We start from the raw sequence: 23,340 nt of genomic DNA on the forward strand, positions 1-23,340 counted from the left end.
GCGGGCCGGCCGATGAGCACCTTTATCCTCGCGTTTGTTCTGCTGCTGATCATCATGGTCGGCATGTCGCTGGGCGTGATGCTGATGGGCAAGACCATCAAAGGCAGTTGCGGCGGGCTGAACGCGATCTCGGGCGCCGACAAATGCGTGGTGTGCCAAAAGGACGTGGACCCCAACAGCCCCCTGCGTGACAAGCTGCAATGCAAGCGCGCCCGCCGGATGGTGGAACAGATGGAAAGCCAGGGTGAACGGACCTGAATGGCCAAGGCCCGCAACATCCTGTTCATCATGTTCGACCAGCTGCGCTGGGACTACCTGAGCTGTTACGGCCATCCACATCTGCACACGCCCAATATCGACCGTCTGGCCGCGCGCGGCGTGCGGTTCACGCGGGCCTATATCCAGTCGCCGATCTGCGGCAGCTCGCGTATGTCCACCTATACCGGGCGATACGTGCAGTCGCACGGCGCCTCGTGGAACGGCATTCCGCTGAAGGTTGGCGAGCTGACCATGGGCGACCATCTGCGCAAGGCGGGGATGGACTGCTGGCTGGTCGGTAAGACCCATATGCGCGCCGACGCCGAAGGCATGGCCCGGCTGGGCCTGGAGCCCGACAGCCTGATCGGCGCGCGGGTGGCCGAATGCGGCTTTGACGTGTTCGAGCGCGATGACGGGATGCGCCCCGAAGGCCCCGACGGGTTCTATGACCCTGATGGCGCCCGAGCCTATAACGCTTGGCTGGCCGACAAGGGTTACGACAGCGACAACCCCTGGCACGACTTTGCAAATTCCGGTCTGGATGCCGATGGAAACGTGTTGTCGGGCTGGTTTCTGAAAAACGCGCCGCAGGCCGCAAACATCGCCGAGGAGGATAGCGAAACCCCCTATCTGACCACGCGCGGCATGGAGTTCATGGAAACCCATGACGGCCCATGGTGCTGCCACCTGAGCTACATCAAGCCGCACTGGCCCTATATCGTCCCCGAGCCCTATGCCTCGATGTACGGGCCCGAGCATGTTCTGCCGCCCAACCGGTCCGAGACCGAGCGGGCCGAGGCGCATCCCGTGCTGAGCGCCTTCATGCACACCAAGATCGGCCAGACCTTCTGGCGGCAGGATGTGCGCGCGGCGGTGATCCCCGCCTATATGGGCCTGATCAAGCAGGCCGACGACCAGATCGGGCGGTTGCTGGACTGGATGGAGCACACCGGCCGCATGGACGACACGATGATCGTGCTAACCTCGGACCATGGCGATTTTCTAGGCGATCACTGGATGGGCGAAAAGACGTTCTTCCACGACGCTTCGACCAAGGTGCCGCTGATCATTTACGACCCATCCCAACAGGCCGATGCCACGCGCGGCACCACCTGCGACGCGCTGGTCGAGTCGATCGACCTGGCCCCCACTTTCGTCGAGGTCGCGGGCGTTGCGGTGCCCGACCATATTCTGGAAGGTCATTCCCTTTTGCCCATCCTTCACGGGCAGGCGGCCGAGACCCCGCGCCAATTCGTGATCTGCGAATACGACTATTCGGCCTCGCCCATCGCGGAAACCCTGGGCGTGTCGGTGCGCGACGCGGCGATGTTCATGGTGGCCACGAAAAAGTGGAAGCTGATCCATTGCGAAGGCGGGTTCCGCCCGATCCTGTTCGATCTGGAAAACGACCCCGCCGAGTTGACCGATCTGGGCGACAGCCCGGCCCATGCGGGTGTGATCGCGCAGATGTACGACCACCTGTTCGCCTGGGCACGTCGCCCGTCGCAACGCACCACCCGCTCAGAAGCCGAGCTGGTCGGGATGCGCACCAAAAGTCGCGGCAAGGGCGTGATCCTGGGCGCCTATGACGAAAGCGACGCTCCGCCCGAGCTAACGGTCAAGTATCGCGGCCGCAAGGCGCGGCCCTGGCAGCAGATCAGGAAATAACCCCGCGCGGCGCGGATCGCCGCAAAAGGCGGTTCACGATGCGGCGGGCAGGGGATAGAAGAACGGACAAGAGCAGTTACCGGAGACCCGACATGAGCGCACCCAAACCCGTCGTCCTGTGCATCCTCGATGGCTGGGGCCTGTCCGACGACACACTGGCCAATGCGCCGTATCTGGCCAACACGCCCACATTCGACGCGATCATGTCCAAGGGTCCGCACGCGCGGCTGATCACCCACGGTCCGGATGTGGGCCTGCCCAGCGGGCAGATGGGAAATTCCGAGGTCGGCCACACCAATATCGGGGCCGGGCGGGTCGTGGCTATGGATCTGGGCCAGATCGATCTAGCGATCGAGGACGGCTCGTTCTTCGAAAATGCCGCGCTGCAGGACTTTGTCGCCAAGGTGAACGCGGCGGGCGGAACCGCGCATCTGATGGGGCTGGTCTCGGATGGCGGGGTGCATGGGCACCTAAACCATATCGTCGCCGCCGCAAAAGCGATCACCGATGCAGGCGTGCCGGTGGCACTGCACGCCATCACCGACGGGCGCGACGTGGCCCCGAAATCGGCGCTGGACTTCCTGGCCGAGCTGGAGCGTCGCCTGCCCGCGAACGCGCGCGTCGTCACCGTTTCGGGGCGGTACTATGCCATGGACCGCGACAACCGGTGGGAACGGGTCGGCCGCGCCTATGACGCGATCATCAAAGCGCAGGGCGGGCAGGCTGATACCGCAAGCGCCGCGATTCAGGCCGCGTACGACCGGGGCGAGACCGATGAGTTTATCGCCCCCACGGTTTTGCCCGGCTACGACGGCGTCCGCGACGGTGACGGGTTCTTCTGCCTCAATTTCCGCGCCGACCGCGCGCGTGAGATCCTGCGCGCCATCGGCGAACCCGGATTTGCCGAATTCGACACCGGACCACGCCCGCACCTGTCGGCGCTGCTGGGCATGGTGGAATATTCCGACGGCCACAACGACTACATGACGACCGTATTCCCCAAGCGCGAGATCGTGAACACGTTGGGCGAATGGGTCGCCAAGCAGGGCCTGCGCCAGTTCCGTCTGGCCGAAACCGAGAAATACCCCCATGTCACGTTCTTCCTGAACGGCGGCAAAGAGACACCCGAGCCCGGCGAGGACCGCTATATGGCCCCGTCGCCCAAGGTGGCGACCTATGACCTGCAGCCCGAGATGTCGGCCGCCGAGGTGACGGACAAATTCGTCGAGGCGATCGAGGACGGCTATGACCTGATCGTCGCCAATTACGCCAACCCCGACATGGTGGGCCATACCGGTGACCTGCAGGCCGCGATCAAGGCCTGCGAGGCCGTGGATCAAGGCCTGGCCCGTGTGGTCGCCGCGCTTGAAAAGGCGGGCGGGGCCATGATCGTGACCGCCGATCATGGCAACTGCGAAACCATGATCGACCCCGAAACCGGCGGCCCGCATACCGCCCATACCCTGAACCCGGTACCTGTGGCATTGGTTGGCGGACCCGAGGGCGCAACCCTGCGCGAAGGTCGCCTGTCCGATCTGGCCCCCACGGTGCTGGACCTGATGGGCCTACCCAAGCCGCTGGAAATGACGGGTGAGAGCCTGCTGTCATGAGGCTGCGCGCGCTTCTTCTGGCGGCTCTGATGGCGGGGCAAGCGGCCCGGGCCGCGCCGGACCCCGCGCAGGCGGCGCTGGATGCGGCGCAGATGCTGGAACAGGCCTCGATCGCGCTGACCGAGGCCGAAACCGCCCGCGACCGTGTGCGCGCCCTGACCGAGACGATCCAAGCCTACGAAGCCGGGCTGGCGGCCATGCGCGACGGGCTGCGCCGGGCGGCTTTGCGCGAAAGCCAGCTGACCACCGAGCTGAACGCGCGCGAACGAGAAATCCGCCAGTTGCTGGGCGTGCTGCAAACCATCGAAACCACGGCGCCTCCGGTTCTGATGCTGCACCCGGCCGGGCCGCTGGGGGCGGCGCGCACCGGGATGATGCTGTCCGAGGTCACCCCCGGCCTGAATGCCAAGGCCCGGGCGCTGGCCCGCGATCTGGACGAGGTTCAGACCCTGCGCCGACTGCAGCAAAGCGCGGCGCAAACTCTGACCGAAGGGTTGGAGCAGGTGCAGGATGCCCGCACGCGGCTGAGCGAAGCCATCGCCGACCGTACCAACTTGCCGCGCCGTTTTGTCGAAGATCCGGTGCGCACCGCGATTCTGATCTCGTCCACCGAAACATTGGACGGGTTCGCCAGCGGTCTGGCCGAGATCTCGGCCGGTGAAATCGCCGAAACCGATGCTGATATTTCGGATCGCAAGGGCCGGATCCCGCTGCCGACGCAGGGCGTTCTGGTGCACCGGTCGGGGAAAACCGATGCGGCCGGCGTCACCCGGCCCGGCCTTGTTCTGGCCACCCGGCCGCGTGCCTTGGTAGTATCGCCCACGGCCGCCACGATTCGCTATCGCGGGCCGCTGCTGGACCTTGGCAACCTGATCATCCTGGAACCGCAGCCGGGGCTTCTTTTCGTGTTCTCGGGCCTTCAGGAGGTTTATGGCGAACCCGGGCAGGTGATCCCCGAGGGCTCTCCGGTGGGGTTGATGCCGGGGAATCTGCCGGAAATCGGCGCGATTTTGTCAACAAGCGGTGATGGCACTGGAACTGATCGGTCAGAAACGCTCTATATAGAGGTCAGAGAGAACAACAGGCCCGTTGATCCGGAAACATGGTTCCGGACGCACAAGGATGGATAGACGCGCATGAAACGATTCGTGATGGCCGGTCTGGCCGGAACCCTGGCAGGGATCATCGCCACAACCCAGATCGCCGGGCCGCTGCTGGCGCAGGAGGCCGCAAACAAGGCCAGCGTGTACGAGCAGCTGGACCTGTTCGGTGACATTTTCGAGCGCATCCGTGCCCAGTATGTCGAAGAGGTCGCGCCCGAAGACCTGATCGAGGCGGCGATCGACGGGATGCTGACCTCGCTGGATCCGCATTCCAGCTATCTGTCGCCCGACGACGCCGAACAGATGCGCGTGCAAACCCGCGGCGAGTTCGGCGGGCTGGGCATCGAGGTCACGCAGGAGGACGGGTTCGTCAAGGTTGTCTCGCCCATCGACGGCACCCCGGCGGATGAGGCGGGCATCGAGGCCGGCGATTTCATCACCCATGTCGATGGCGAAAGCATCCTGGGCCTGACGCTGGACAAGGCGGTCGATCTGATGCGCGGCCCGGTGGGGTCGGAGATCGTGATCACCGTGGTGCGCGAAGGCGAGCCCGATCCGTTCGACGTGACCATCATCCGCGACACGATCAAGCTGACCGCCGTCCGCGCGCGCACCGAAGGTCAAAGCGTGGTCCTGCGCGTGACCACCTTCAACGACCAGACCTATCCGAACCTGAAGGAGGGTCTGGAGAAACAGATCGCCGAGGCCGGCGGCATCGACAAGATCAACGGCGTCGTGCTGGACCTGCGCAACAATCCGGGCGGCCTGCTGACCCAGGCGATCAAGGTCTCGGACGCGTTCCTGAACGAAGGTGAGATCGTCTCGACCCGTGGCCGCAACCCCGAAGATGGGGAACGGTTCAACGCCACGCCCGGTGACCTGGCCGAGGGCAAGCCGATCGTCGTGCTGATCAATGGCGGTTCGGCCTCGGCGTCGGAAATCGTCGCGGGCGCCCTGCAGGATCATCGCCGGGCCATCGTCGTCGGCACCAAGAGCTTCGGCAAGGGGTCTGTCCAGACGGTGATGCCGCTGCGGGGGGATGGCGCGATGCGCCTGACCACGTCGCGGTACTACACGCCGTCGGGCCGCTCGATCCAGGCGCTGGGTGTCAGCCCGGACATCATCGTGGAACAGCCGCGCAACCGACCCGAAGAGGACGAGGACGAAGAGGCGGCCGCCCGCACCCGGTCCGAGGCCGATCTGCGCGGAAGCCTGAACAATGACAGCCTGACCGAGGACGAGAACCGCCAGATCGAAGAAGACCGCGCCAAGGCCGAGGCGACTGCGGAACTGCGCAAGCAGGATTATCAACTGGCCTATGCCATCGACATCCTGAAGGGTTTGTCCGCGTTCAACCCGACCGCCCGCGCCTCGCAGTAACGACCGGGCATCGAACAGCACGGGTCGCGCCGGGCGCGGCCCGTTTTCGTGTCGTCAGCTTTCAACCTTGTGCAGTTTCTTTTCGTCCAGCAACAGGGCAAGGATGATGCCCATCGAAACCGATAGGGTGGCAAACACGAAAGCCATGTTCATTCCCGTATCGAATGCCGTGGCAATGGCGGATTTGACCGTCTCGGCCTGGTCTGCATCCAGCTTGCCCATGATGGCCTGTGCCGTCCGGGTCGTCAGGGTGCCGCCATTGATCGCCTTCTGATCGGCGGCCGGCATGTCGATGCCCGCCTTGGCGAGCTGACTGCCGAGGCTGGACAGGCTGGTCGTGTACATGATCGCGGTGGCAACCGCGACCGAGACCGCGCCATAGACCAGATGTGCCATGAAGCTCAGGCCCCCGACCAGCCCGGCGCGCTCGGGCCGGACAGCGCACACGGCGGCCGTACCAGAAGGCCCGACCGTCAGCGTGGCCCCCAATCCGATCAGGGCCATGCCCGGCAGGATCTGCAGGTATCCCAGGCTCATCGGCAGGATGACGATGCTGGCGGCGCCGGTCGTGGCCGACAGGTAGCCCCAGAACATGAGCCGCTTGGGGCCAAAGTCGTTGTACAGCGTGCCCGACACGATCGAACCGACGGCCAGCAGGACCGTCAGAGGCGCCAGGCCCAAGGCGGATTCGAAAGCCGACCAGCCCAGGACCTTTTGCATGTATTGCGGAAAATACAGCAGCCCGACAAAGGCGGCCGAGACATTGAACATGTTCAGCCCCAGCGTGATCCGGAATTGCGGGTTGTGCATCATCTGCGGCAGCAGCAGCGGTTGGCGCACACGATTTTCGACCCTCGAAAACAGCCCCAACAGCACCGCGCTGACGAAAAACACCGCCAGCAACGGAACCGAGAGCCACCCCCAGTCGGCCCCGACATCCAACCCGTACAGCAACAGCAGAACCGCCATCGACAAAATGCCCATTCCGGCAAAGTCGATGTGTTCGCCGTTCTTGTGATCGGTCTCGCGCGGGATCAGCGTCAGCGTGGTGCCCATCGAGACGGTCGAAAACACCACATTGGCGAGGAAGAACAGGCGCCAGTCCCCCAGATTGACGACGAACCCGCTGATCATCGGGCCAAAGACATTGCCGCTGGTGACGCCGGCCAGGATCAGGCCCATCACCAGCGCGCGGTGTTCGTCTCGCGAGACCTTGGTGGCGCCTAGGGCCAGGGTGCATGGCCAGACGCACCCGGCACCCACTCCCTGCAACGCCCGGGCACCGATCAGAAAATCCAGGTTCGGTGCGACGAGGCACAGAATCGACGAAAACAGAAACACCGACAGACCGATCAGCATGACCTTGCGGTGGCCGTACAGGTCTCCCAGCCGCCCGCCCGCGACCATGGTCATGGCAAAGAACAGGGCATAGATGTTCAGAACCCATTGGGTGCTGGTGATGTCGGCGTCGAAGGAATTCTCGATCGCGGGCACCAGCATCAGAGCACCGGTGAAGTCGATCCCGATGCCGAAGGCGGTCACCATCAACGCGATGACCTTGATGATGCTGTCGCGTTCCATGACGCATCCCGGCCGTTTCGAATGCCCCATCAAGCCACAAATCCCGTCAAATTGACAGGTCGCAGTTGGAGTCGGCCAGTGCGGCCCGGCGGATCGGGGTGGCGCTACCCTTGGTGCATTCTGCGCACGACGCGTTTCAGCATATCCAGCTCGGCCCGCAGTAGTTCAAGCTCGGTCCGGATGTCGCCCGAGGCCGGCGCCCCAGATATTACCGAAAAGTCGCCCAGTTTCGACTGGCGCTCGCAATCCCAGATGGTGACGCAATGCACCCCGTCCGACAGCAGGGCCGGCGGTACGGGAACCCTTAGCATCCAGCCCGCGTCGTTCGGAGTGACCTCGACGCCCGGCAGCACCTCGCCCAGATACCGGGCCTCGACCCGGGGTTCCGATGCGGCGGTCAGTTGCCCCTCCCAGAGGGCGTTTTCGAACCGGATCGGTACAAGCTTTGCATGGGTCATGTCGGTGTCCTTCACAGATCTGCGCGATGATAGCGGCACAGGGTCAGGTCGCGAATGACCACCCGGTTCATGGCCGGCCCGTCAAGGATCAGATCCAACCAGATTTTCTGGACCCGACGTTCGTTCAGTTCCAGGTGGGCCAGGTCGAAATCCACCGTCGAAACCTCGGACCCGGGCGGCAGTTCCCGAAGGACCTGTTCGGTGTTTGGGCCGTGCTGGATATTCAGACGCGCGAACATCCGCGCCTGCCGCTCCTGTTCCGACTGGACGCTGGCGCGGAACATGTGCTGGCGGCTGAGGGCAGTCCGGGCCTCGGACGGCAATTCGACGGACACTGACAGGAACGAACCGCGGAAATCGAACACATCCAGAGCCAGACCGAACGGGGCCAGATCGCGTTCGTCGCTGTTGCGCACCTGCTGCATGCCGATCTCGGCCTGCGGGCAATCGTGGAAGATGGTCGTCTGTTCATCCAGCCGCTCCTGCCGCGCGACCGGACAGACGCCCCGTCCGGGCATCGGCCCGCGCCACAAGTCGGGTCGCCACGACCAGTCTGTGCCCAGCGGTTTGGGGAATTGTCGTGAACCGATCCGGGGCCGCATCAGGCGGCTGTCAGCCTCATGAATCAGGCGATTGAGCTCGAACCGTAGCAGGCGCGCCTGATCGCGCTGCAGGCGCAGTTGCGGCAGGCTGGCCGTGCCGGCGGTCGCGGCCGCCCGGCGCCATCTGTCCAGCACCTTTCGGTTGAAATAGCGTGTCAGAAGCTTGCGCATGAGCCCTTGCATCGAGAAACGCCACCTCTTTAGTCGATTTGCCGGGGCAGGATAAACCCGCCTTCGTGCGGGGTGCGGCAAAATTCGCGGTGACGCGGGGTGGGCGGAACAATTTTTCGGGTGTTCTTGAAATGGCTCCGGCCAAAGCTTACCGTCAGGCACCCGGCCGCAGTGGAACCTTTGCAACGGGCCGCAGTCCAAAACTTCAAGACAAGGCCGGGCATGGAACCCACCCTCTTTGCATTTATTTGGAAGCATTCGAAGAAACAGCAGTTCATCCTTCTGTTTCTGACCGTGATTTCCTTCCCATTCCTTTACGCCTCACTCGAGCTGCCCAAGCGGATCATCAACGACGCAATTGGTGCCACGGGCAACACGGTGACGTTTTTCGGCGTGACGGTGACGCAAGTTCAGTACCTTATGATCCTGTGCCTTGCGTTTCTGGGGACGGTGATCGCCGGCGGCATCATGAAGATGCGGATCAACACGATGAAGGGCATCGTGGCCGAACGCATGTTGCGCCGCCTCAGGTTCACCCTGATCCGGCGGATGCTGAAGTTTCCGAAACCCTATTTCTCTTCGACCAGCCAGGGCGAGCTGGTGTCGATGATCACCGCCGAGGCCGAGCCGCTGGGCGGGCTCATGGGCGATGCCATCGCCCAGCCGGTCTTCCAGTTCGGCCAGATGATGACCATCGTGACCTTCCTGTTCATGCAGAGCGTGTGGTTCGGGCTGGCCGCGATTGCGCTCATTCCGTTGCAGGCCTGGCTGATCCCGCGCCTGCAGCGCCAAATCAACTTGTTGAACAAGGAGCGCATCCAGGAAATCCGGCACCTGAGCACCGAGATCGGCGAGACCGCAGCCGGTATCAGCGATCTGCGGGTGAATGGCGGCTGGCGGTATCGGCTGGCCCAGTTCAGCCATCGGCTGGGAACCCTGTTCGAGATTCGCGTGAAGATCTACAACAAGAAGTTCTTCATGAAATTTCTCAACAACTTGATCGCCCAGATCACACCCTTTCTGTTCTATTCGATCGGCGGGTATCTGGCGATCACCGGCAAGGTCACGGTGGGGGCGCTGGTTGCGGCACTGGGCGCCTACAAGGACCTCAGCGGCCCCTGGCGCGATCTTCTGACCTATTACAACCAGGTTCAGGACATGTCGCTGCGCTGGCAGGTCGTGACCGAACGCTTCAACCCCGACAACATGATCCCCGAGGAGCTGTTCGAAGGTGAACCCGACGCCATCCCGCATCTGCACGGCGACATCGAACTGAAGAACGTCACCGTGCGGGACGAGGACGGAAAGATCGTTCTGGAAGATATCGACCTGACCATTCCCAGCAAGGCGCGTGTGGCGATCAAGGCCTCGCACGAATCTGAGCGGCGCGCCCTCGCCGAGCTGCTCACGCGTGAGGTCTTGCCCGCCCAGGGCGAGGTCACCCTGTCGGGACACAAGCTGGACGAGCTGCATCAGGCCGTGATCGCCGCCCGGATCGGATACGCGCATTCGCGGCCCTACCTGTTCAGCGGGACCTTGGGCGACAACCTGCTGATGCCCCTGCGCACGCATCCCCAGTACGAAACCGAGGATGGCAAAGTGCCATCGCGCTTCGCGATCGAAGCGGCCCGGTCGGGCAATCTGCCCGATTCACTGTCCGATGACTGGGTTGATCCCAGCCTGGCGGGTCTGGACAGCGTTGAAGACATCCGGGATTGGTGGTTCCAATTGGTCGAGGCGATGGGGATCGACGAATTCATGCTGCGCCGCACGCTGCGGTCGCAGTTCGACCCCCGGCAGCATCCGGCCCTGGCCGACGAAATTGTCCGGCTGCGGCCCAAGGTCGCCGAACGGCTCAGGGAAAAGGGGCTGGACAAATATATCTTTCGGTTCGACCCGGACCAGTTCAACCCGGCGGTTCCGCTGGGGGGAAACCTGTTGTTTGCGTCGCCTCTGAATGACATTTCCGCAGACCTTCTGGCCGGGGATGCCCGGTTTCTGGAAATGCTTCGGGCGCATGAGCTGGATCGCGATGCGCTGAGCATCGCCAGCGCCGTTCTGGACACGCTGAACCAGACCTTCGGCCGCGAAGGCGCCGATCATCCTCTGTTCCTGCGCCTGGGGCTGTCCAAGGACCTGTATCACCGGCTGCTCGACATCGAGGAGCGCCGCCGCAGCCAGGGCGAAGACAGCCTGTCGGAGAGCGAGAAGGCCTTGCTGTTGACGGTGCCGTTCATGTTGACGGCCGAACAGATCGGGCCGAGCTTTCCCGAGGAATACAAGGACAAGATCCTGAAGATCCGCAAGACCCACGCCGACAGCCTGCACCAGTCCTTCGACGGGCTGTTCGTCAAGGTCGGGCCGGATGTCTACGTCCCGCGCCTGACGGTGATGGAAAATGCCATCTACGGCCGCGTGTCGCTGACCGCGGGTAGTCACGACCGGGACATCGAGGACGTGGTCGCCGAGGTGTTGAACGAGGCCGGGCTACGACGGCGGCTGGCGGCCATCATCTATGATCTGTCCACCGGTCTGGGCGGGGCCAACCTGCCGACGGTGTTCCAGGAAAGGGCGGCCTTTTCCCGCGCCGCGATCAAGCGGCCGGATATTCTGATCCTGGATAAGGTGCTGGCCAGTCACGATTCCGAAAGCCGGCATCAGACCCGTATGAAACTGCGGCAGCTGTTGCCCGATTCGATCATGATCTTTATGGAGGATCATTTTTCCCACCCCGAGGCCTATGACCTGTATCTCGAGATCAAGGACGGGCGCATTGACGGGGTTTCTCGGGCGGCCCTGCCGGTCGAGGAAGGCGCTTCGGATGACTTCACCCGCAAGCTGAAGGTGATTGCCGCCACCGAACTGTTCTCACGGCTGGATGGCCGCAACCAGCGGCTCTTGGCCTTTTCGGCAAAATGGTACGACGCGGCGGCCGGGCAGGTCATCTTCTCGCGCGGGCAGACGCCCGATGCGGCCTATCTGTGCGTGTCCGGCCAGGCCAGCCTGGAATGGTCGATGCCCGACGGCGAAAAGCGCCGCATCTCGACCGTCGAGCCCGGACGCCTGATCGGAGATCTGTCGATCATTACCGGCGCGCCGCGGCAACTGGATCTTGTCGCCCTGACCGATTGTTCGTTCCTGCGCATCGGCGCCGAGGAACTGAGGGCTGTCATCGAAAGCGATCCCACGGTTGCGGTCAGCCTGCTGGAAACGGTTGCGGGCTATCTGACCTCGGTATCCGAACGGTTCCTGGCGGCGAATATCGAGCTTCCCCCCGAGGTCGAAACCGGGGCTGGCGGATGACCGAGCCCGGCGAAGTGACACGCGCCTATGCGGCACACGAGGCGCTGGTCGCACCGGTGCGCGCTTATGCGGCCTTGTGGCGGCTGTTCGGCGGGGTGGCCCTGGTGGTCGCGACCGTCGTCGCGTTGAACCTGGTGCTGTTCGCCGCCGTGGTCGGCCTGGCCCCGCCAGACCAGGTGTCCGGGTTCCAAAGCGGCGCGTCGCCGATGGCGGTGTTGATCCTGCTGTTCAGTTTCGGCTTTGTCACGCTGGCCGTGGCGCTTGCCGTCCGCCAGTTCCAGAATCGCAGCCTGTGGTCCGTCATCGGGCCCCGGCGCAAGGCGGTGGCGCAGTTCTGGCGCGTTCTGGGCGCGCTGCTCGTCCTGGGGGTCGTGCTATTGCTGCTGCCACCCTATGGCATGGGCGTTTCGTTCGAACCCAACCTGCCGGTCGGTCTGTGGCTGGGTCTGCTGCCGCTGTCTCTGGCCGCAGTCCTGATCCAGACCAGCGCCGAGGAGATTCTGTTCCGCGGCTACCTGCAACAGTCATTGGCGGCACGGTTTCGTTCACCCGTGATCTGGATCGGCGTTCCCGCGGTTCTGTTCGCGGCCGGCCACTATGCGCCCAATGCCGCCGGCGAAAACGCGGCGCTGGTTGCGGTCTGGGCCTGCGTGTTCGGTGTGCTCAGCGCCGATCTGACCGCCCGCGCCGGAACCTTGGGGCCGGCCATCGCCCTGCATTTCGCCAACAATGTCACGGCATTGCTGATCGTGTCCCTGCCCGACAGCCTTGGGGGGCTGGCGTTGTTTCACCTGCCGTTCGACATGTCCGATACCGGGTTTCTCCGGCAATGGCTGTTTGTCGACTTCGGCGTGATGATCGTCGGGTGGCTGACGGCTCGACTTGCGCTCAGGCGCTGATTGCATTTCCTTCCGTAGCGTCTTATTTGACTGCAACCCGCATCAGCAAGGTTCCGACATGAACTGGATCACGAACTACGTCCGCCCCCGGATCAACTCGATTTTCTCCCGCCGTGAGGTGCCCGAGAATCTCTGGCACAAATGCGACGAGTGCGGAACGATGCTGTTCCACCGCGAACTGGCGGACAACCAGAATGTCTGTACCCAGTGTGGACACCATATGCTGATCACCCCGCGCGAACGGTTCAAGCATCTGTTCGACGGTGGCATTTTCTCCGAGGTCGCGGTGCCCGCGCCCAAGGATGACCCGCTGCAGTTCCGCGATCAGAAGAAATACCCCGACCGCATGAAGGCGGCGCAGAAAAAGACCGGCGAGAAAGAAGCGATGCTGGTCGCCACCGGCGAGATCGGCCGCACGCCGATCGTGGCTGCGGCGCAGGATTTCTCGTTCATGGGCGGGTCGATGGGCATGTATGTGGGCAACGCCATCATCGCCGCCGCGCAAGAGGCGGTAAAGCTCAAGCGCCCGCTGATCCTGTTTTCCGCCGCCGGCGGCGCCCGGATGCAGGAGGGCATCCTCAGCCTGATGCAGATGCCGCGCACCACGGTCGCGGTAGAGATGCTGAAAGAAGCCGACCTGCCCTACATCGTGGTGCTGACCCATCCCACCACCGGCGGCGTGACGGCCTCCTACGCGATGCTGGGTGACGTGCATATTGCTGAGCCGAACGCGTTGATCTGTTTCGCCGGCCCCCGCGTGATCGAGCAGACGATCCGCGAGAAACTGCCCGAAGGCTTCCAGCGCGCCGAATACCTGCTGGATCACGGCATGCTGGACCGCGTCACCAAACGGACCGAGCTGCGGGACGAGCTGATCACGATCACCCGGATGCTGATGGGGCTTCCCCCGGCGGTCAAAGGCGATCTGCCCGCCCCGAAAGAGGGCGCAACCGAACAGCCCGATGCGCAGGCCAAGCCTGCCGAAAACAAGCCCAAGAAATGACCGCGCCCACATCCGACGTCATCCTTGACCGGATGATGGCGCTGCACCCCAAGATCATCGACCTGACCCTGGACCGCGTCTGGCGTCTGCTCGAGGCCTTGGGCAACCCGCAGGACAGGCTGCCCCCGGTGATCCACATCGCCGGCACCAACGGCAAGGGCTCGACCCAGGCGATGATACGCGCCGGGCTGGAAGGGGCCGGGCTGACGGCCCATGCCTATACCTCGCCGCACCTGGCGCGCTTTCACGAGCGCATCCGCTTGGCGGGCGAGCTGATCTCGGAGCCCGACCTGACCGCCGTTCTGGATGAGTGCTACACCGCCAATGGCGGCGAGAACATCACCTATTTCGAGATCACCACCTGCGCAGCCCTGCTGGCGTTTTCCCGCGTACCCGCCGACTACACGCTGCTCGAAGTTGGGCTTGGCGGACGGCTCGACGCCACCAACGTGATCGAAAAACCCGCCGTCACGGTCATCACCCCAGTCTCGATCGACCACGAACAGTTCCTGGGCAACACGCTGGCCAAGATCGCCGCCGAAAAGGCCGGCATCATCAAACGTGGCGTGCCCTGCATCGTCGGCCCGCAGCCGGACGAAGCGATGGAGGTCATCGAGGCCACCGCCGCCCGCCTCGGCGCACCGCTTCTGGCTTACGGACAGCACTGGCACGCTCACGAGGAACATGGCCGCCTGATCTATCAGGACGAAACCGGCCTGCGCGACCTGCCGCTGCCGAACCTGCTGGGCGCCCACCAAATCCAGAACGCCGGCGCCGCACTGGCGGTCCTGCGCCACCTCGACCTGGGCGACGAGGCCTACGAGGCAGCGGTCACCCGGGCCGAATGGCCGGCCCGGATGCAGCGCCTGAAGACCGGCCCGCTGGTCGAACAGGCGCCCCGGGCCGAACTCTGGCTAGACGGCGGCCATAACGCCGCCGCCGGGCACGCGCTGGCGGATGTCCTGGCCAAACTGCCGCCGCGCCCGACGCACCTGATCTGCGGCATGCTCAACACCAAGGACGTAACCGGCTACCTCGCGCCTCTGGCCGAAAGGGCAAGCTCCCTGACGGCCGTGTCCATCCCTGGTGAAGCCAACACGCTCCCTGCCGCGGAAACCGCCGCCGCCGCGACTGCCGTGAACCTGCCCGCCACCACCGCCGACAGCGTGGCCGAGGCGCTGGCCGCGATCACCGCCCGCGATCCACAGGCCCGGGTCTTGATCTGCGGCTCGCTCTATCTCGCGGGGAACATCCTGCGCGAAAACGGCTAAGGCTTCATCTGGCTGAAAATATCCCGGGGGAGTCGCGGCCCCGCCGCGACGGGGGCAGCGCCCCTATTTCCCCCAATCCTTGTCTTGCATTTCCCGCAGACGCGAAGCCGTGCGCTCGAACTCGAACGTTCCCTCGCCCTCGACGTACAGCATCTCGGGCTCCGCCGCCGCGGAACAGATCAACCGCACTTCCGCCTCGTACAGCGCGTCGATCAAGGTCACGAACCGCTTGGCCTCGTTGAAATTGTTGCGCGACAGGCGTGGAATGTCCTCGAGCACCAGCACCTTGACCGCCTCGGCAACTGCCAGGTAATCCCCCGGCCCCAGCATCCGACCGCACAGATCATAGAATGAGGCGCGTGCCACACCGTTGCGAAACGCAGGCAACACCACCTCGCGCCCCTTGACGTGCAGGGTCAATGGTTCGGCCGGTCCACCTGACAGGTCGGCCCATACGGCCCGGATCTTCTCCCGCGCCTCGGGTCCGATGGGTGTGAAATAGACCGGCGAGCCTTCGAGCCGGTTTTGCCGGTAATCCGTGGGCGACGTCAGCTCCCACACTTCGAGCTGCTGCTTGATGTGGTGGATGAAAGGCAGGAACAGCTGCCGGTTCAGGCCATCCTTGTACAGATCGTCGGGATGACGGTTCGAGGTGGTCACAACGACGACGCCCCCCGCATGTAGCAGGTCGAACAGCCGCCCGACGATCATCGCGTCGGTGATGTCGGTGATCTGCATCTCGTCAAAGGCCAGCAGCCGCACGGATTTCACGACTGAGGCCGCCACCGGCGCCAGCGCATCCTGCACGCCGGTTTCGCGCGCCTGGTGCATGCCGGCGTGGATTTCCTGCATGAAGGCATGGAAATGGACGCGCCGGGCCGGAACATCGCCCAGCGTTTCGACGAACATGTCCATCAACATGGACTTGCCGCGCCCCACCCCGCCCCACAGGTACAAGCCCTTGGGCGCCGGCAGTGCCTTGCGGAACAGCCCGCGTTTCACCGGCGCGGCCAGTGCTGCCCGGATACGCTCGAACTGAGGCAGAACGGCCTCTTGCGCGTCGTCGCGGTTCAGGGTGCCATCGGCAACGCGGGCCTCGTACAACGAGATCATGTCGGTCATGGCCCGAGCCATAGCGCCCGCCCGCGCCGTTGAAAAGAAGGCATCCTCCGGCACGCATCAATTTTGGTTAATCGTGACCGCAAAACTCCTGAATTGACGAGCGAGCCCAAGCGGATACTGTCGGCGGGCTGAACCCGGAGGCCCCATGACCCCAACCGCCCGTCTGCTAAACCCGGTGCTGATTGTCGGATGCGTGATCATCACGGTCAGCTTTGCCGTGCGCGCTTCGTTCGGCGTGTTCCAGATTCCGATCGCCGAGGAGTTCGGCTGGCTGCGCACCGATTTCTCGCTGGCCATCGCGATCCAGAACCTGGCCTGGGGTATTGGCCAGCCGATCTTTGCCGCCATCGCCGAAAAGATGGGCGACCGGCGGGCGATCATTCTTGGTGCGCTGACCTATGCGGCGGGGATGGTCCTGTCGGCCTGGTCCGTCACGCCCTTCGGGCATCAACTCTATGCCTGGCTGGTGGGCTTCGGTATCGCGGGCACAGGCTTTGGCGTCGTGCTGGCGGTGGTCGGGCGGGCCTCGACGGACCAGAACCGCTCGATGTCGCTGGCGATCGTGACCGCGGCGGGCAGCTTCGGGCAGGTGATCGGCGCGCCCACGGCTGAATGGATGCTGACCTTCCTGCCCTGGCAGCAGGTGTTCATCATCTTTGCCATTGCAATTCTGGCCCTTGTGCTGACGCTGCCTTTCATGCGCGCGCCCGCGCAGGTCAGCAAGGCCGAGTTGGAGGAAAGCATGGGCCAGATCCTGGGCCGTGCCTTCCGCGACCCGTCCTATGCGCTGATATTCCTGGGTTTTTTCAGCTGCGGGTATCAGCTGGCCTTCATCACCGCGCATTTCCCGGCCTTCGTGACCGAGATGTGCGGCCCGATCCAGCCCGGTGGCGTGCTGCATTCGATGGGCATCACCACCACCTCGGCGTTGGGGGCGGTGGCGATCTCGCTGGTCGGGTTGGCCAATATCGGCGGCACCCTGTTGGCCGGGTGGGCGGGTAACCACTTCCCCAAGAAATACCTGCTGGCTGCGATCTATTCGGCGCGTACCGTCGCGGCCGCTGCTTTCATCCTGCTGCCGATCACGCCCATGTCGGTGATCGTGTTCTCGATCGTGATGGGCTCGCTTTGGCTGGCGACGGTGCCGCTGACATCGGGGCTGGTGGCGCATCTTTACGGCCTGCGTTACATGGGCACGCTTTATGGCGTGGTGTTCCTCAGCCATCAGATCGGAGGGTTCCTGGGCGTGTGGCTGGGCGGCCGGATGTATGACATCTACGGCGATTACACCGTCGTCTGGTGGATCGGGGTCGCGGTCGGCGCCTTCAGCGCGATCGTTCACCTGCCGATCCGCGAAAACCGCCCCGCGCAGCCCGCGGCCGCATAGGATCAGGCGGCCTCGTCCGGGGTCAGCAGACCTTCGGCCACCAGCCTTTCGGCCCAGCCCTGCGGACCGTTGAAATGGTGGGTCTGCCAACCACGGCTACTGGCGGTTTCGATGTTGTCGATCCGGTCGTCCGTGAACAGCAGCGTCTCGGGCGGCAGGCCGCAATCCTGTTCGACCATCTGGTAGATCGTGGCATGCGGTTTCACCATCTTCATCCGCCCCGAGACATAGTGCCGGTCGAACTCGTTCAGGAACGGATAGACGGTGGTGGCATAGTCGAAATTCTGCACCCCGAAATTGGTCAGCGCAAAGACCGGCACGCCTTTGGCCCGCAGCGCGCGCTGCAGCCGGACCGAATGCGGGATCTCGGGCGCGGCCAGTTCGATCCAGTTGTCGTGCCACATGCGGATCTCGTCGCGCCATTCTGGGTGTTTCTCGGCCCAGGCATAAATCGTTTCGGTGAAATGATGCCCCTGATCGACCAGGTCGTTCATCCCGTGGAGGTCGACGGCCGAGAACATCTCGCGGCGCCGATCCTCGCCGATCACGCGGTCATAATACCGCTCGGGCTGCCATTCGATCAGAACGTTGCCGATGTCAAAAACGACCGCTTCTACGGGCATGAGATTTCCTGTTCGCTTGTGTTGCGTTCGGGGCCGACTGAACCAACCCGCCGGGCGGGATGCAAGGCCAAACTCAGGTCCGCAGGGCGGCGCGCATCTCGCGCTCGAGTGCGTCCAGAAACCGCGACCGGTCGGCCTTGGAAAACGGTTTGCCACCGCCCCTGGCGCCCAGCGGGTTGGCGGCGCGCAGATCCGCCATCAGATCGCGCATCGCCAGTTGCTGGCCGATATTGGCGGCGGTGAAGGCCTCGCCATTGGGGCGCAGCACCCGCGCGCCGGCCTCGACGCATCTGGCGGCCAACGGGATGTCCGAGGTGATGACGATGTCGCCCGCGCAGCACCGCTCGGCGATCCACTTGTCGGCCTCGTCCGCGCCTTGCGCCACGGTCACGATCTGAACCAGCGAATTGGCCGAAGGGCGCAGCCCGCCATTTGCGACCACCACCATCGGCACCTTGTGCCGCGTGGCGACGCGTTCGGCCTCGGCCTTCACCGGGCAGGCGTCGCCATCGACATACAAGGTCGTCACGCCTGCTTGGCCTTTTTGGGCGCCAACTTTGCTGGCTCGGGCGTGTCCGGTTTGCGCACCTTGAACTCTTCCGGGATCGGCATCCGGTTGAAGGCGTCGAGCCCGGCGATCTTGTAGGCCTCGGCCAGGGTCGGATAGTTGAAGGTGTTCTGCACAAAATAGTCCACCGTGCCCTTCAGGTTCAGCACCGCCTGGGCGATGTGGATCAACTCGGTCGCGCCTTCGCCGACGATCTGCACGCCCAGCACCCGGCGGGTTTTCAGCGAGAACAGCATCTTCAGCATCCCATGCTCGAGCCCCATGATATGCCCGCGCGAGGTCTCGCGGAACCGGGCGACGCCCACCTCGTAGGGAATGCCGCGTTCCTGCAGCTCTTCCTCGGACATGCCGCAGGTCGAGATTTCGGGCACCGAGTAGATGCCATAGGGGAACCACGGGCTTTCGGGCAGGGTGGGGGTGTCCAGCGCGTGGCATGCGGCCACGCGGCCCTGCTGCATCGAGGTCGAGGCCAGCGAGGGATGGCCGATCACGTCACCGGTGGCATAGATATGCGGTACCGAGGTCTGATAGGTCTTGCGGTCGACCGAAATGCGGTTGCGGTGGTCGGTCTTGATTCCAACCGCTTCGAGGTTCAGCGCTGAGGTGTTGCCCATGCGGCCCGCCGCAAACAGCAGCATCTCGGCCCGGACATGGCGGCCATTGGCCATGGTGACCTCGACATGCTTGCCGGCGTCCTCGATCTTCTCCACGGCCGAGCCCAGGCGCAGGTCCACCCCGTTTTCGCGGATCTGGTGGGTGAATTCTTGGATGAGGGTCTTGTCGATGAAATCCAGGAAGGTCTCGCGCGGTTCGATCAACGTCACCCGCACGTCGAGCGCCGAGAACATCGTGGCGTATTCCACCCCGATGACGCCTGCGCCGATCACGCAGAGCGAGCGCGGGATCTCGGCCATTTCCAGGAACTCGTCGCCATCAACGATGGTCTTGCCGTTGAAGGGCACGTAATCGGGGCGATAGGTCTTGGTGCCGGTGGCGATCAGGAATTTCGCGGCCGTCAGGCGGGTGGTGTCGCCCGCATCGGCGGTGACCTCGATCTCGTGCGGGCCGACAAAACGGGCCACGCCGTCCATGGTTTCAACGTGGTTGCGGTTGAACTGGTGTTCCAGCACGTCAACCTCGTAGTCCAACGTCATGTGCAGCCGGGCCTTGAGGTCCTCGGCGCGGATCTGGTCCTTGACCCGGTACGAACGGCCGTAAAAGCTGCGCTCGCGCCAGCCAGACAGGTTCAGTACCGTTTCGCGGAGTGTCTTCGACGGGATCGTGCCCGTGTGCACCGACACGCCGCCCAAACGGTCACGACGGTCAACCACCAGAACCTTGCGTTTCAGCTTGCCCGCCTGAATCGCCGCCGCGCGGCCCGATGGACCCGAGCCGATGATGATCAGATCATAGTCGTATTCGCTCATCCCTTAGTCTCCGTACAGGGCTTCGGCGTGGAAGGTGACGTGGTCCTCCATGAAGGTGGACACGAAAAAGTAGGAATGATCATAGCCCGGCTGCAGCCGGACCGTCGCCTGTTGACGGCGTTTGGCGATGGCTTGGGCCAGGGCCTCGGGGCGCAGCAGGTCGATGAACTGGTCGTGGGTGCCGGTATCGATCAGGATTGGGCCGTCAAAGCCCTTTTCCTTCATCATCAGCGCCGCGTCATGTTTGGCCCAGGCGGCCGGGTCGTCGCCCAGATAGGCGTTCAACTGCTTGCGGCCCCAATCGCTGGCCGTGGGGTTCGAGATCGGCGCGAAGGCCGAGACCGACCGAAACCGGCCCGGCAGGTTCATCGCTAGCGTCAGCGCGCCGTGGCCGCCCATGGAATGTCCGGTGATGGCCTGGCGGTCGCCGTCTATGGCGAAGTTTTCGACCAGCAGCGCGGGCAACTCGTCGGCCACATAGTCCCACATGTTGAAATGCGGGGTCCAGGGGGTCTGGGTGGCGTTCACATAGAACCCGGCACCCTGGCCCAGATCGTAATCCTCGTGGTCGGCGACCCCCTCGCCGCGCGGCGAGGTGTCGGGGAAGACCAGTGCGATGCCCTGTTCTGCGGCCCAGCCCTGCGCGCCCGCCTTGACCATCGCGTTTTCATGGGTGCAGGTCAGTCCCGACAGATACCACAAGACTGGAACCGGGCCGTCCTTGGCCTCGGCCGGTAGGAACAGGCCAAAAGTCATGTCGCACTGGCACGCCGCTGAAGCGTGGCGGTACACACCCTGCACGCCACCGAAACAGGCGTTCTCGGAAAGGGTTTCCATCTGGCATCATCCTTACGTTGGCTTTGCGCCATGGCTAACGGGCAAGGGACGCCGCGTAAAGTGCAGCGGGCCGGGAACGCGGCTTTTTTGTCCTGCTTCAGGGGGTCCCGACCCAGGCGATCACCAAGGGAATGGTCAAAATGCTGACCAGGGTCGACAAGAAGATTGCCGCCGAGGCCCGGTGCGGCGCCACCCCGTAGTGCGCTGCCAGCATGTAGACGTTCCCGGCCACGGGCAGGGCGGCAGCGGAAATGGCCACCGCGGCGGCAAAAGGATCGGTCGGTAGCAGCCACAGCAGCACTACGGCCACACAAGCCGGATGCACGGCCAGTTTGCAAAAGCTGAGCCATAACGCGATCTGAACCCGCTCGGCCGATTTGGTGGCCAGCGAGGCGCCGATGGCGAACAGCGCGCCCGGCGTGGCGGCGCCGCCCAGAATGGTCAGAAAATCGTTCAATGGGGCCGGCACCGGCATCTGCAGGGCCGACCAGATCAACCCGGCCGAGATCGAGACGATCATGGGGTTCTTCAGCAAACCGAGCCCGATCAATCGCAATGTCCCGACGCTCAGCCGACCATCCCGCCCGCCATTGATCAGGATCACGATCAGCGAGGAAAACACCACCAGATCGACCGTCAGAACCAGCATGACCGGCCCGATGGCGGCCTCGGAAAACAGCATGGCCAGCATCGGCAGACCCAGAAAGCCCACATTGCCGATGGCCGCGCATTGCGCTTCGACCGCCGCGGTGGGGATGTCGAGCCCGCGCAGCCAGGCCACCAGCGTCGCCAGCGCGTAAACGCCCGCCGTGCCTATCAGATAGCCCAGCATCAGCCGCGCATTGAAGATTTCGGCAAAGGGCAGCGTGGCGGCAAAGCGGAACAGCATCGCCGACAGCGCGAAGTAGAACACGAACTTGGTCAGATAGGCCGTGGCGTCCTCGGTGAAGAACCGGCTTCGCCCGGCCCAGTATCCCAGGCCGATGATCGCAAAGAAGGGCAGGGTGCGCAGAAAGATATCGACCATGGGCGAAGTGGTAACATGATTTGACCGCTTCGCAAGTCGCGTGTCACCCGCTGCCGATCAATATCCCCGCCGCCAGTACCATCGCCCCGCCTAGAACCACTTGGAAGGCCGCACGGAAGAACGGCGTTTCCATGTACCGGTTCTGAATCCATGCGATGGCCCACAATTCGACGAACACGATGAAGAAGGCGATGATCGTCGCGGTCCAGAAGTCCGGAATCAGATAGGGCAGGGCATGGCCCAGCCCGCCCAGCGTGGTCATCACCCCCGAGGCCAGCCCGCGCTTGACCGGCGAGCCACGGCCCGACAACTCGCCATCGTCCGAGGCGGCCTCGGTGAAGCCCATCGAGATGCCCGCCCCGACCGAGGCGGCAAGACCCACCAGAAAGGTCGTCCACGGATCATGGGTGGCAAAAGCGGTGGCAAAGATTGGCGCCAGGGTCGACACCGATCCGTCCATCAGCCCCGCCAGCCCCGGCTGCACCCAGGTCAGAATGAATTGCCGATGCGCGATGGCCTTCTCGGCCTCTTTCTCGTCATGGCCCAGATGGGCCTGTTCCAATTCGTTTGCCGTGGCCTGATGCCCGGCCTCGGCCGCCGCCAGATCGCCCAGCAACTGACGGGTCGCGGCGTCGGTCGTGCGCGCGGCGGCGGCCAGATAGAACCGCTCGGCGTCGCGCTCCATCATCTCGGCCTCTTCGCGGATGCGCTCGATACCGAGGTTCTCGACCAGCCATATGGGGCGGCGGGCATAGAACCCGGCGACGTGTTCGCGACGGATCAGGGGAATGACCGGGCCGAATCGCTTTTCATGCAACGCGATCAGGCGACGGCGGTGCTCGTCCTCTTCGGCGGCCATGCCGTCGAAGATCTTCGCCGTCGCCGGATAGTCCTGGCGCAGCATTTCCGCATAGGACCGATAGATTCGCGCGTCGTCCTCTTCGGACGAAATCGCAAGCGCGAGGATTTCCTGCTCGGTCAGATCCTTGAAGTGTTTGCGTTGGGTGAAAAACCGCATCTCTGCCCCATTTTTAGAATGGTT

Annotated in this window: 20 protein-coding genes; 10 read left to right on the forward strand and 10 right to left on the reverse strand. The window is 64.0% G+C overall.

The window, feature by feature from the left end; translation table 11 throughout:
• Positions 1-12: 12 nt before the first annotated feature.
• The 5 genes from nqrM (at position 13) to AC2FNS_RS12580 (ending at position 6,019) form a co-directional block, all read left to right on the forward strand.
• A complete protein-coding gene (nqrM, locus tag AC2FNS_RS12560; protein ID WP_170599965.1) occupies positions 13-258 on the forward strand; it encodes a (Na+)-NQR maturation NqrM in 246 nt (81 codons plus the stop codon).
• Entirely contained in the window at positions 259-1,926 is a 1,668-nt protein-coding gene (locus tag AC2FNS_RS12565) for a sulfatase-like hydrolase/transferase (protein WP_496713442.1), read from the forward strand.
• 92 nt (positions 1,927-2,018) lie between these two features.
• Positions 2,019-3,536, forward strand: a complete 1,518-nt coding sequence (gpmI, locus tag AC2FNS_RS12570) for a 2,3-bisphosphoglycerate-independent phosphoglycerate mutase (RefSeq protein WP_496713444.1) — start codon at positions 2,019-2,021, stop codon at positions 3,534-3,536.
• Positions 3,533-4,666 carry a murein hydrolase activator EnvC family protein gene (locus tag AC2FNS_RS12575; protein ID WP_496713446.1) on the forward strand — a complete coding sequence of 378 codons (1,134 nt, stop codon included), beginning with the start codon at positions 3,533-3,535 and terminating at the stop codon, positions 4,664-4,666. Before gpmI ends, AC2FNS_RS12575 begins: the two co-directional genes overlap by 4 nt.
• 6 nt (positions 4,667-4,672) lie before the next feature.
• Positions 4,673-6,019, forward strand: a complete 1,347-nt coding sequence (locus AC2FNS_RS12580; RefSeq protein WP_496685472.1) for a S41 family peptidase — start codon at positions 4,673-4,675, stop codon at positions 6,017-6,019.
• A 54-nt stretch (positions 6,020-6,073) separates the two neighbouring features.
• On the opposite strand, the gene AC2FNS_RS12585 is transcribed toward AC2FNS_RS12580, so the two are convergent.
• From AC2FNS_RS12585 to AC2FNS_RS12595, 3 genes are all read right to left on the reverse strand, one after another.
• Complete coding sequence (locus AC2FNS_RS12585) at positions 6,074-7,600, reverse strand: MFS transporter (protein ID WP_496727612.1); 1,527 nt, start codon at positions 7,598-7,600, stop codon at positions 6,074-6,076.
• Positions 7,601-7,704: 104 nt separating this feature from the next.
• A complete protein-coding gene (locus tag AC2FNS_RS12590) occupies positions 7,705-8,058 on the reverse strand; it encodes a hypothetical protein (RefSeq protein ID WP_496711957.1) in 354 nt (117 codons plus the stop codon).
• An 11-nt stretch (positions 8,059-8,069) separates the two neighbouring features.
• A complete protein-coding gene (locus AC2FNS_RS12595) occupies positions 8,070-8,831 on the reverse strand; it encodes a DUF6478 family protein (RefSeq protein WP_496711958.1) in 762 nt (253 codons plus the stop codon).
• Positions 8,832-9,053: 222 nt separating this feature from the next.
• Here AC2FNS_RS12595 and AC2FNS_RS12600 point away from each other — a divergent pair, with 222 nt between their 5' ends.
• Genes AC2FNS_RS12600 through AC2FNS_RS12615 form a run of 4 tightly spaced genes read left to right on the forward strand, consistent with a single transcriptional unit; the run spans position 9,054 to position 15,307 of the window.
• Positions 9,054-12,134: a cyclic nucleotide-binding domain-containing protein gene (locus tag AC2FNS_RS12600; RefSeq protein WP_496803874.1), complete on the forward strand. Its 3,081-nt coding sequence runs from the start codon at positions 9,054-9,056 to the stop codon at positions 12,132-12,134.
• Positions 12,131-13,033, forward strand: coding sequence for a CPBP family intramembrane glutamic endopeptidase (locus AC2FNS_RS12605; protein ID WP_496711960.1), 903 nt, complete (start codon positions 12,131-12,133; stop codon positions 13,031-13,033). The genes AC2FNS_RS12600 and AC2FNS_RS12605 overlap by 4 nt, the downstream gene beginning before the upstream one ends.
• A 58-nt stretch (positions 13,034-13,091) precedes the next feature.
• Complete coding sequence (gene accD / locus AC2FNS_RS12610) at positions 13,092-14,036, forward strand: acetyl-CoA carboxylase, carboxyltransferase subunit beta (RefSeq protein WP_496711961.1); 945 nt, start codon at positions 13,092-13,094, stop codon at positions 14,034-14,036.
• Positions 14,033-15,307, forward strand: a complete 1,275-nt coding sequence (locus AC2FNS_RS12615) for a bifunctional folylpolyglutamate synthase/dihydrofolate synthase (protein ID WP_496711962.1) — start codon at positions 14,033-14,035, stop codon at positions 15,305-15,307. The genes accD and AC2FNS_RS12615 overlap by 4 nt, the downstream gene beginning before the upstream one ends.
• A 63-nt stretch (positions 15,308-15,370) precedes the next feature.
• Here AC2FNS_RS12615 and zapE read toward each other — a convergent pair whose 3' ends face one another.
• Positions 15,371-16,429: a cell division protein ZapE gene (gene zapE / locus AC2FNS_RS12620; RefSeq protein ID WP_496711963.1), complete on the reverse strand. Its 1,059-nt coding sequence runs from the start codon at positions 16,427-16,429 to the stop codon at positions 15,371-15,373.
• A 145-nt stretch (positions 16,430-16,574) separates the two neighbouring features.
• Here zapE and AC2FNS_RS12625 point away from each other — a divergent pair, with 145 nt between their 5' ends.
• Positions 16,575-17,816 carry an MFS transporter gene (locus AC2FNS_RS12625; RefSeq protein ID WP_496685489.1) on the forward strand — a complete coding sequence of 414 codons (1,242 nt, stop codon included), beginning with the start codon at positions 16,575-16,577 and terminating at the stop codon, positions 17,814-17,816.
• Between the two features lie 2 nt (positions 17,817-17,818).
• On the opposite strand, the gene AC2FNS_RS12630 is transcribed toward AC2FNS_RS12625, so the two are convergent.
• The 6 genes from AC2FNS_RS12630 to mbfA all read right to left on the reverse strand — a co-directional run bounded on the left by AC2FNS_RS12630 (position 17,819) and on the right by mbfA (position 23,316).
• Positions 17,819-18,439, reverse strand: a complete 621-nt coding sequence (locus AC2FNS_RS12630) for an HAD family hydrolase (RefSeq protein ID WP_496711965.1) — start codon at positions 18,437-18,439, stop codon at positions 17,819-17,821.
• Positions 18,440-18,512: 73 nt separating this feature from the next.
• The gene (locus tag AC2FNS_RS12635) at positions 18,513-18,968 is read right to left on the reverse strand and encodes a YaiI/YqxD family protein (protein WP_496803875.1); all 456 of its coding nucleotides are present in this window, start codon (positions 18,966-18,968) and stop codon (positions 18,513-18,515) included.
• Positions 18,965-20,434, reverse strand: coding sequence for a Si-specific NAD(P)(+) transhydrogenase (sthA, locus tag AC2FNS_RS12640; protein ID WP_496685496.1), 1,470 nt, complete (start codon positions 20,432-20,434; stop codon positions 18,965-18,967). Before sthA ends, AC2FNS_RS12635 begins: the two co-directional genes overlap by 4 nt.
• A 3-nt stretch (positions 20,435-20,437) precedes the next feature.
• A complete protein-coding gene (fghA, locus tag AC2FNS_RS12645) occupies positions 20,438-21,271 on the reverse strand; it encodes an S-formylglutathione hydrolase (protein WP_496711966.1) in 834 nt (277 codons plus the stop codon).
• Positions 21,272-21,368: 97 nt separating this feature from the next.
• Complete coding sequence (locus AC2FNS_RS12650) at positions 21,369-22,298, reverse strand: AEC family transporter (RefSeq protein ID WP_496685499.1); 930 nt, start codon at positions 22,296-22,298, stop codon at positions 21,369-21,371.
• 43 nt (positions 22,299-22,341) lie between these two features.
• A complete protein-coding gene (mbfA, locus tag AC2FNS_RS12655) occupies positions 22,342-23,316 on the reverse strand; it encodes an iron exporter MbfA (protein ID WP_496711967.1) in 975 nt (324 codons plus the stop codon).
• Positions 23,317-23,340: the final 24 nt, after the last annotated feature.

The organism is Ruegeria sp. BHSA191 (assembly GCF_059613325.1).

Excerpts from the sequence above, each read along its gene's own strand:
- nqrM (WP_170599965.1), top strand. The coding sequence starts at position 13 with ATGAGCACCTTTATCCTCGCGTTTGTTCTGCTGCTGATCATCATGGTC.
- AC2FNS_RS12565 (WP_496713442.1), top strand. The coding sequence starts at position 259 with ATGGCCAAGGCCCGCAACATCCTGTTCATCATGTTCGACCAGCTGCGC.
- gpmI (WP_496713444.1), top strand. The coding sequence starts at position 2,019 with ATGAGCGCACCCAAACCCGTCGTCCTGTGCATCCTCGATGGCTGGGGC.
- AC2FNS_RS12575 (WP_496713446.1), top strand. The coding sequence starts at position 3,533 with ATGAGGCTGCGCGCGCTTCTTCTGGCGGCTCTGATGGCGGGGCAAGCG.
- AC2FNS_RS12580 (WP_496685472.1), top strand. The coding sequence starts at position 4,673 with ATGAAACGATTCGTGATGGCCGGTCTGGCCGGAACCCTGGCAGGGATC.
- AC2FNS_RS12585 (WP_496727612.1), bottom strand. The coding sequence starts at position 7,600 with ATGGAACGCGACAGCATCATCAAGGTCATCGCGTTGATGGTGACCGCC.
- AC2FNS_RS12590 (WP_496711957.1), bottom strand. The coding sequence starts at position 8,058 with ATGACCCATGCAAAGCTTGTACCGATCCGGTTCGAAAACGCCCTCTGG.
- AC2FNS_RS12595 (WP_496711958.1), bottom strand. The coding sequence starts at position 8,831 with ATGCGCAAGCTTCTGACACGCTATTTCAACCGAAAGGTGCTGGACAGA.
- AC2FNS_RS12600 (WP_496803874.1), top strand. The coding sequence starts at position 9,054 with ATGGAACCCACCCTCTTTGCATTTATTTGGAAGCATTCGAAGAAACAG.
- AC2FNS_RS12605 (WP_496711960.1), top strand. The coding sequence starts at position 12,131 with ATGACCGAGCCCGGCGAAGTGACACGCGCCTATGCGGCACACGAGGCG.
- accD (WP_496711961.1), top strand. The coding sequence starts at position 13,092 with ATGAACTGGATCACGAACTACGTCCGCCCCCGGATCAACTCGATTTTC.
- AC2FNS_RS12615 (WP_496711962.1), top strand. The coding sequence starts at position 14,033 with ATGACCGCGCCCACATCCGACGTCATCCTTGACCGGATGATGGCGCTG.
- zapE (WP_496711963.1), bottom strand. The coding sequence starts at position 16,429 with ATGACCGACATGATCTCGTTGTACGAGGCCCGCGTTGCCGATGGCACC.
- AC2FNS_RS12625 (WP_496685489.1), top strand. The coding sequence starts at position 16,575 with ATGACCCCAACCGCCCGTCTGCTAAACCCGGTGCTGATTGTCGGATGC.
- AC2FNS_RS12630 (WP_496711965.1), bottom strand. The coding sequence starts at position 18,439 with ATGCCCGTAGAAGCGGTCGTTTTTGACATCGGCAACGTTCTGATCGAA.
- sthA (WP_496685496.1), bottom strand. The coding sequence starts at position 20,434 with ATGAGCGAATACGACTATGATCTGATCATCATCGGCTCGGGTCCATCG.
- fghA (WP_496711966.1), bottom strand. The coding sequence starts at position 21,271 with ATGGAAACCCTTTCCGAGAACGCCTGTTTCGGTGGCGTGCAGGGTGTG.
- AC2FNS_RS12650 (WP_496685499.1), bottom strand. The coding sequence starts at position 22,298 with ATGGTCGATATCTTTCTGCGCACCCTGCCCTTCTTTGCGATCATCGGC.
- mbfA (WP_496711967.1), bottom strand. The coding sequence starts at position 23,316 with ATGCGGTTTTTCACCCAACGCAAACACTTCAAGGATCTGACCGAGCAG.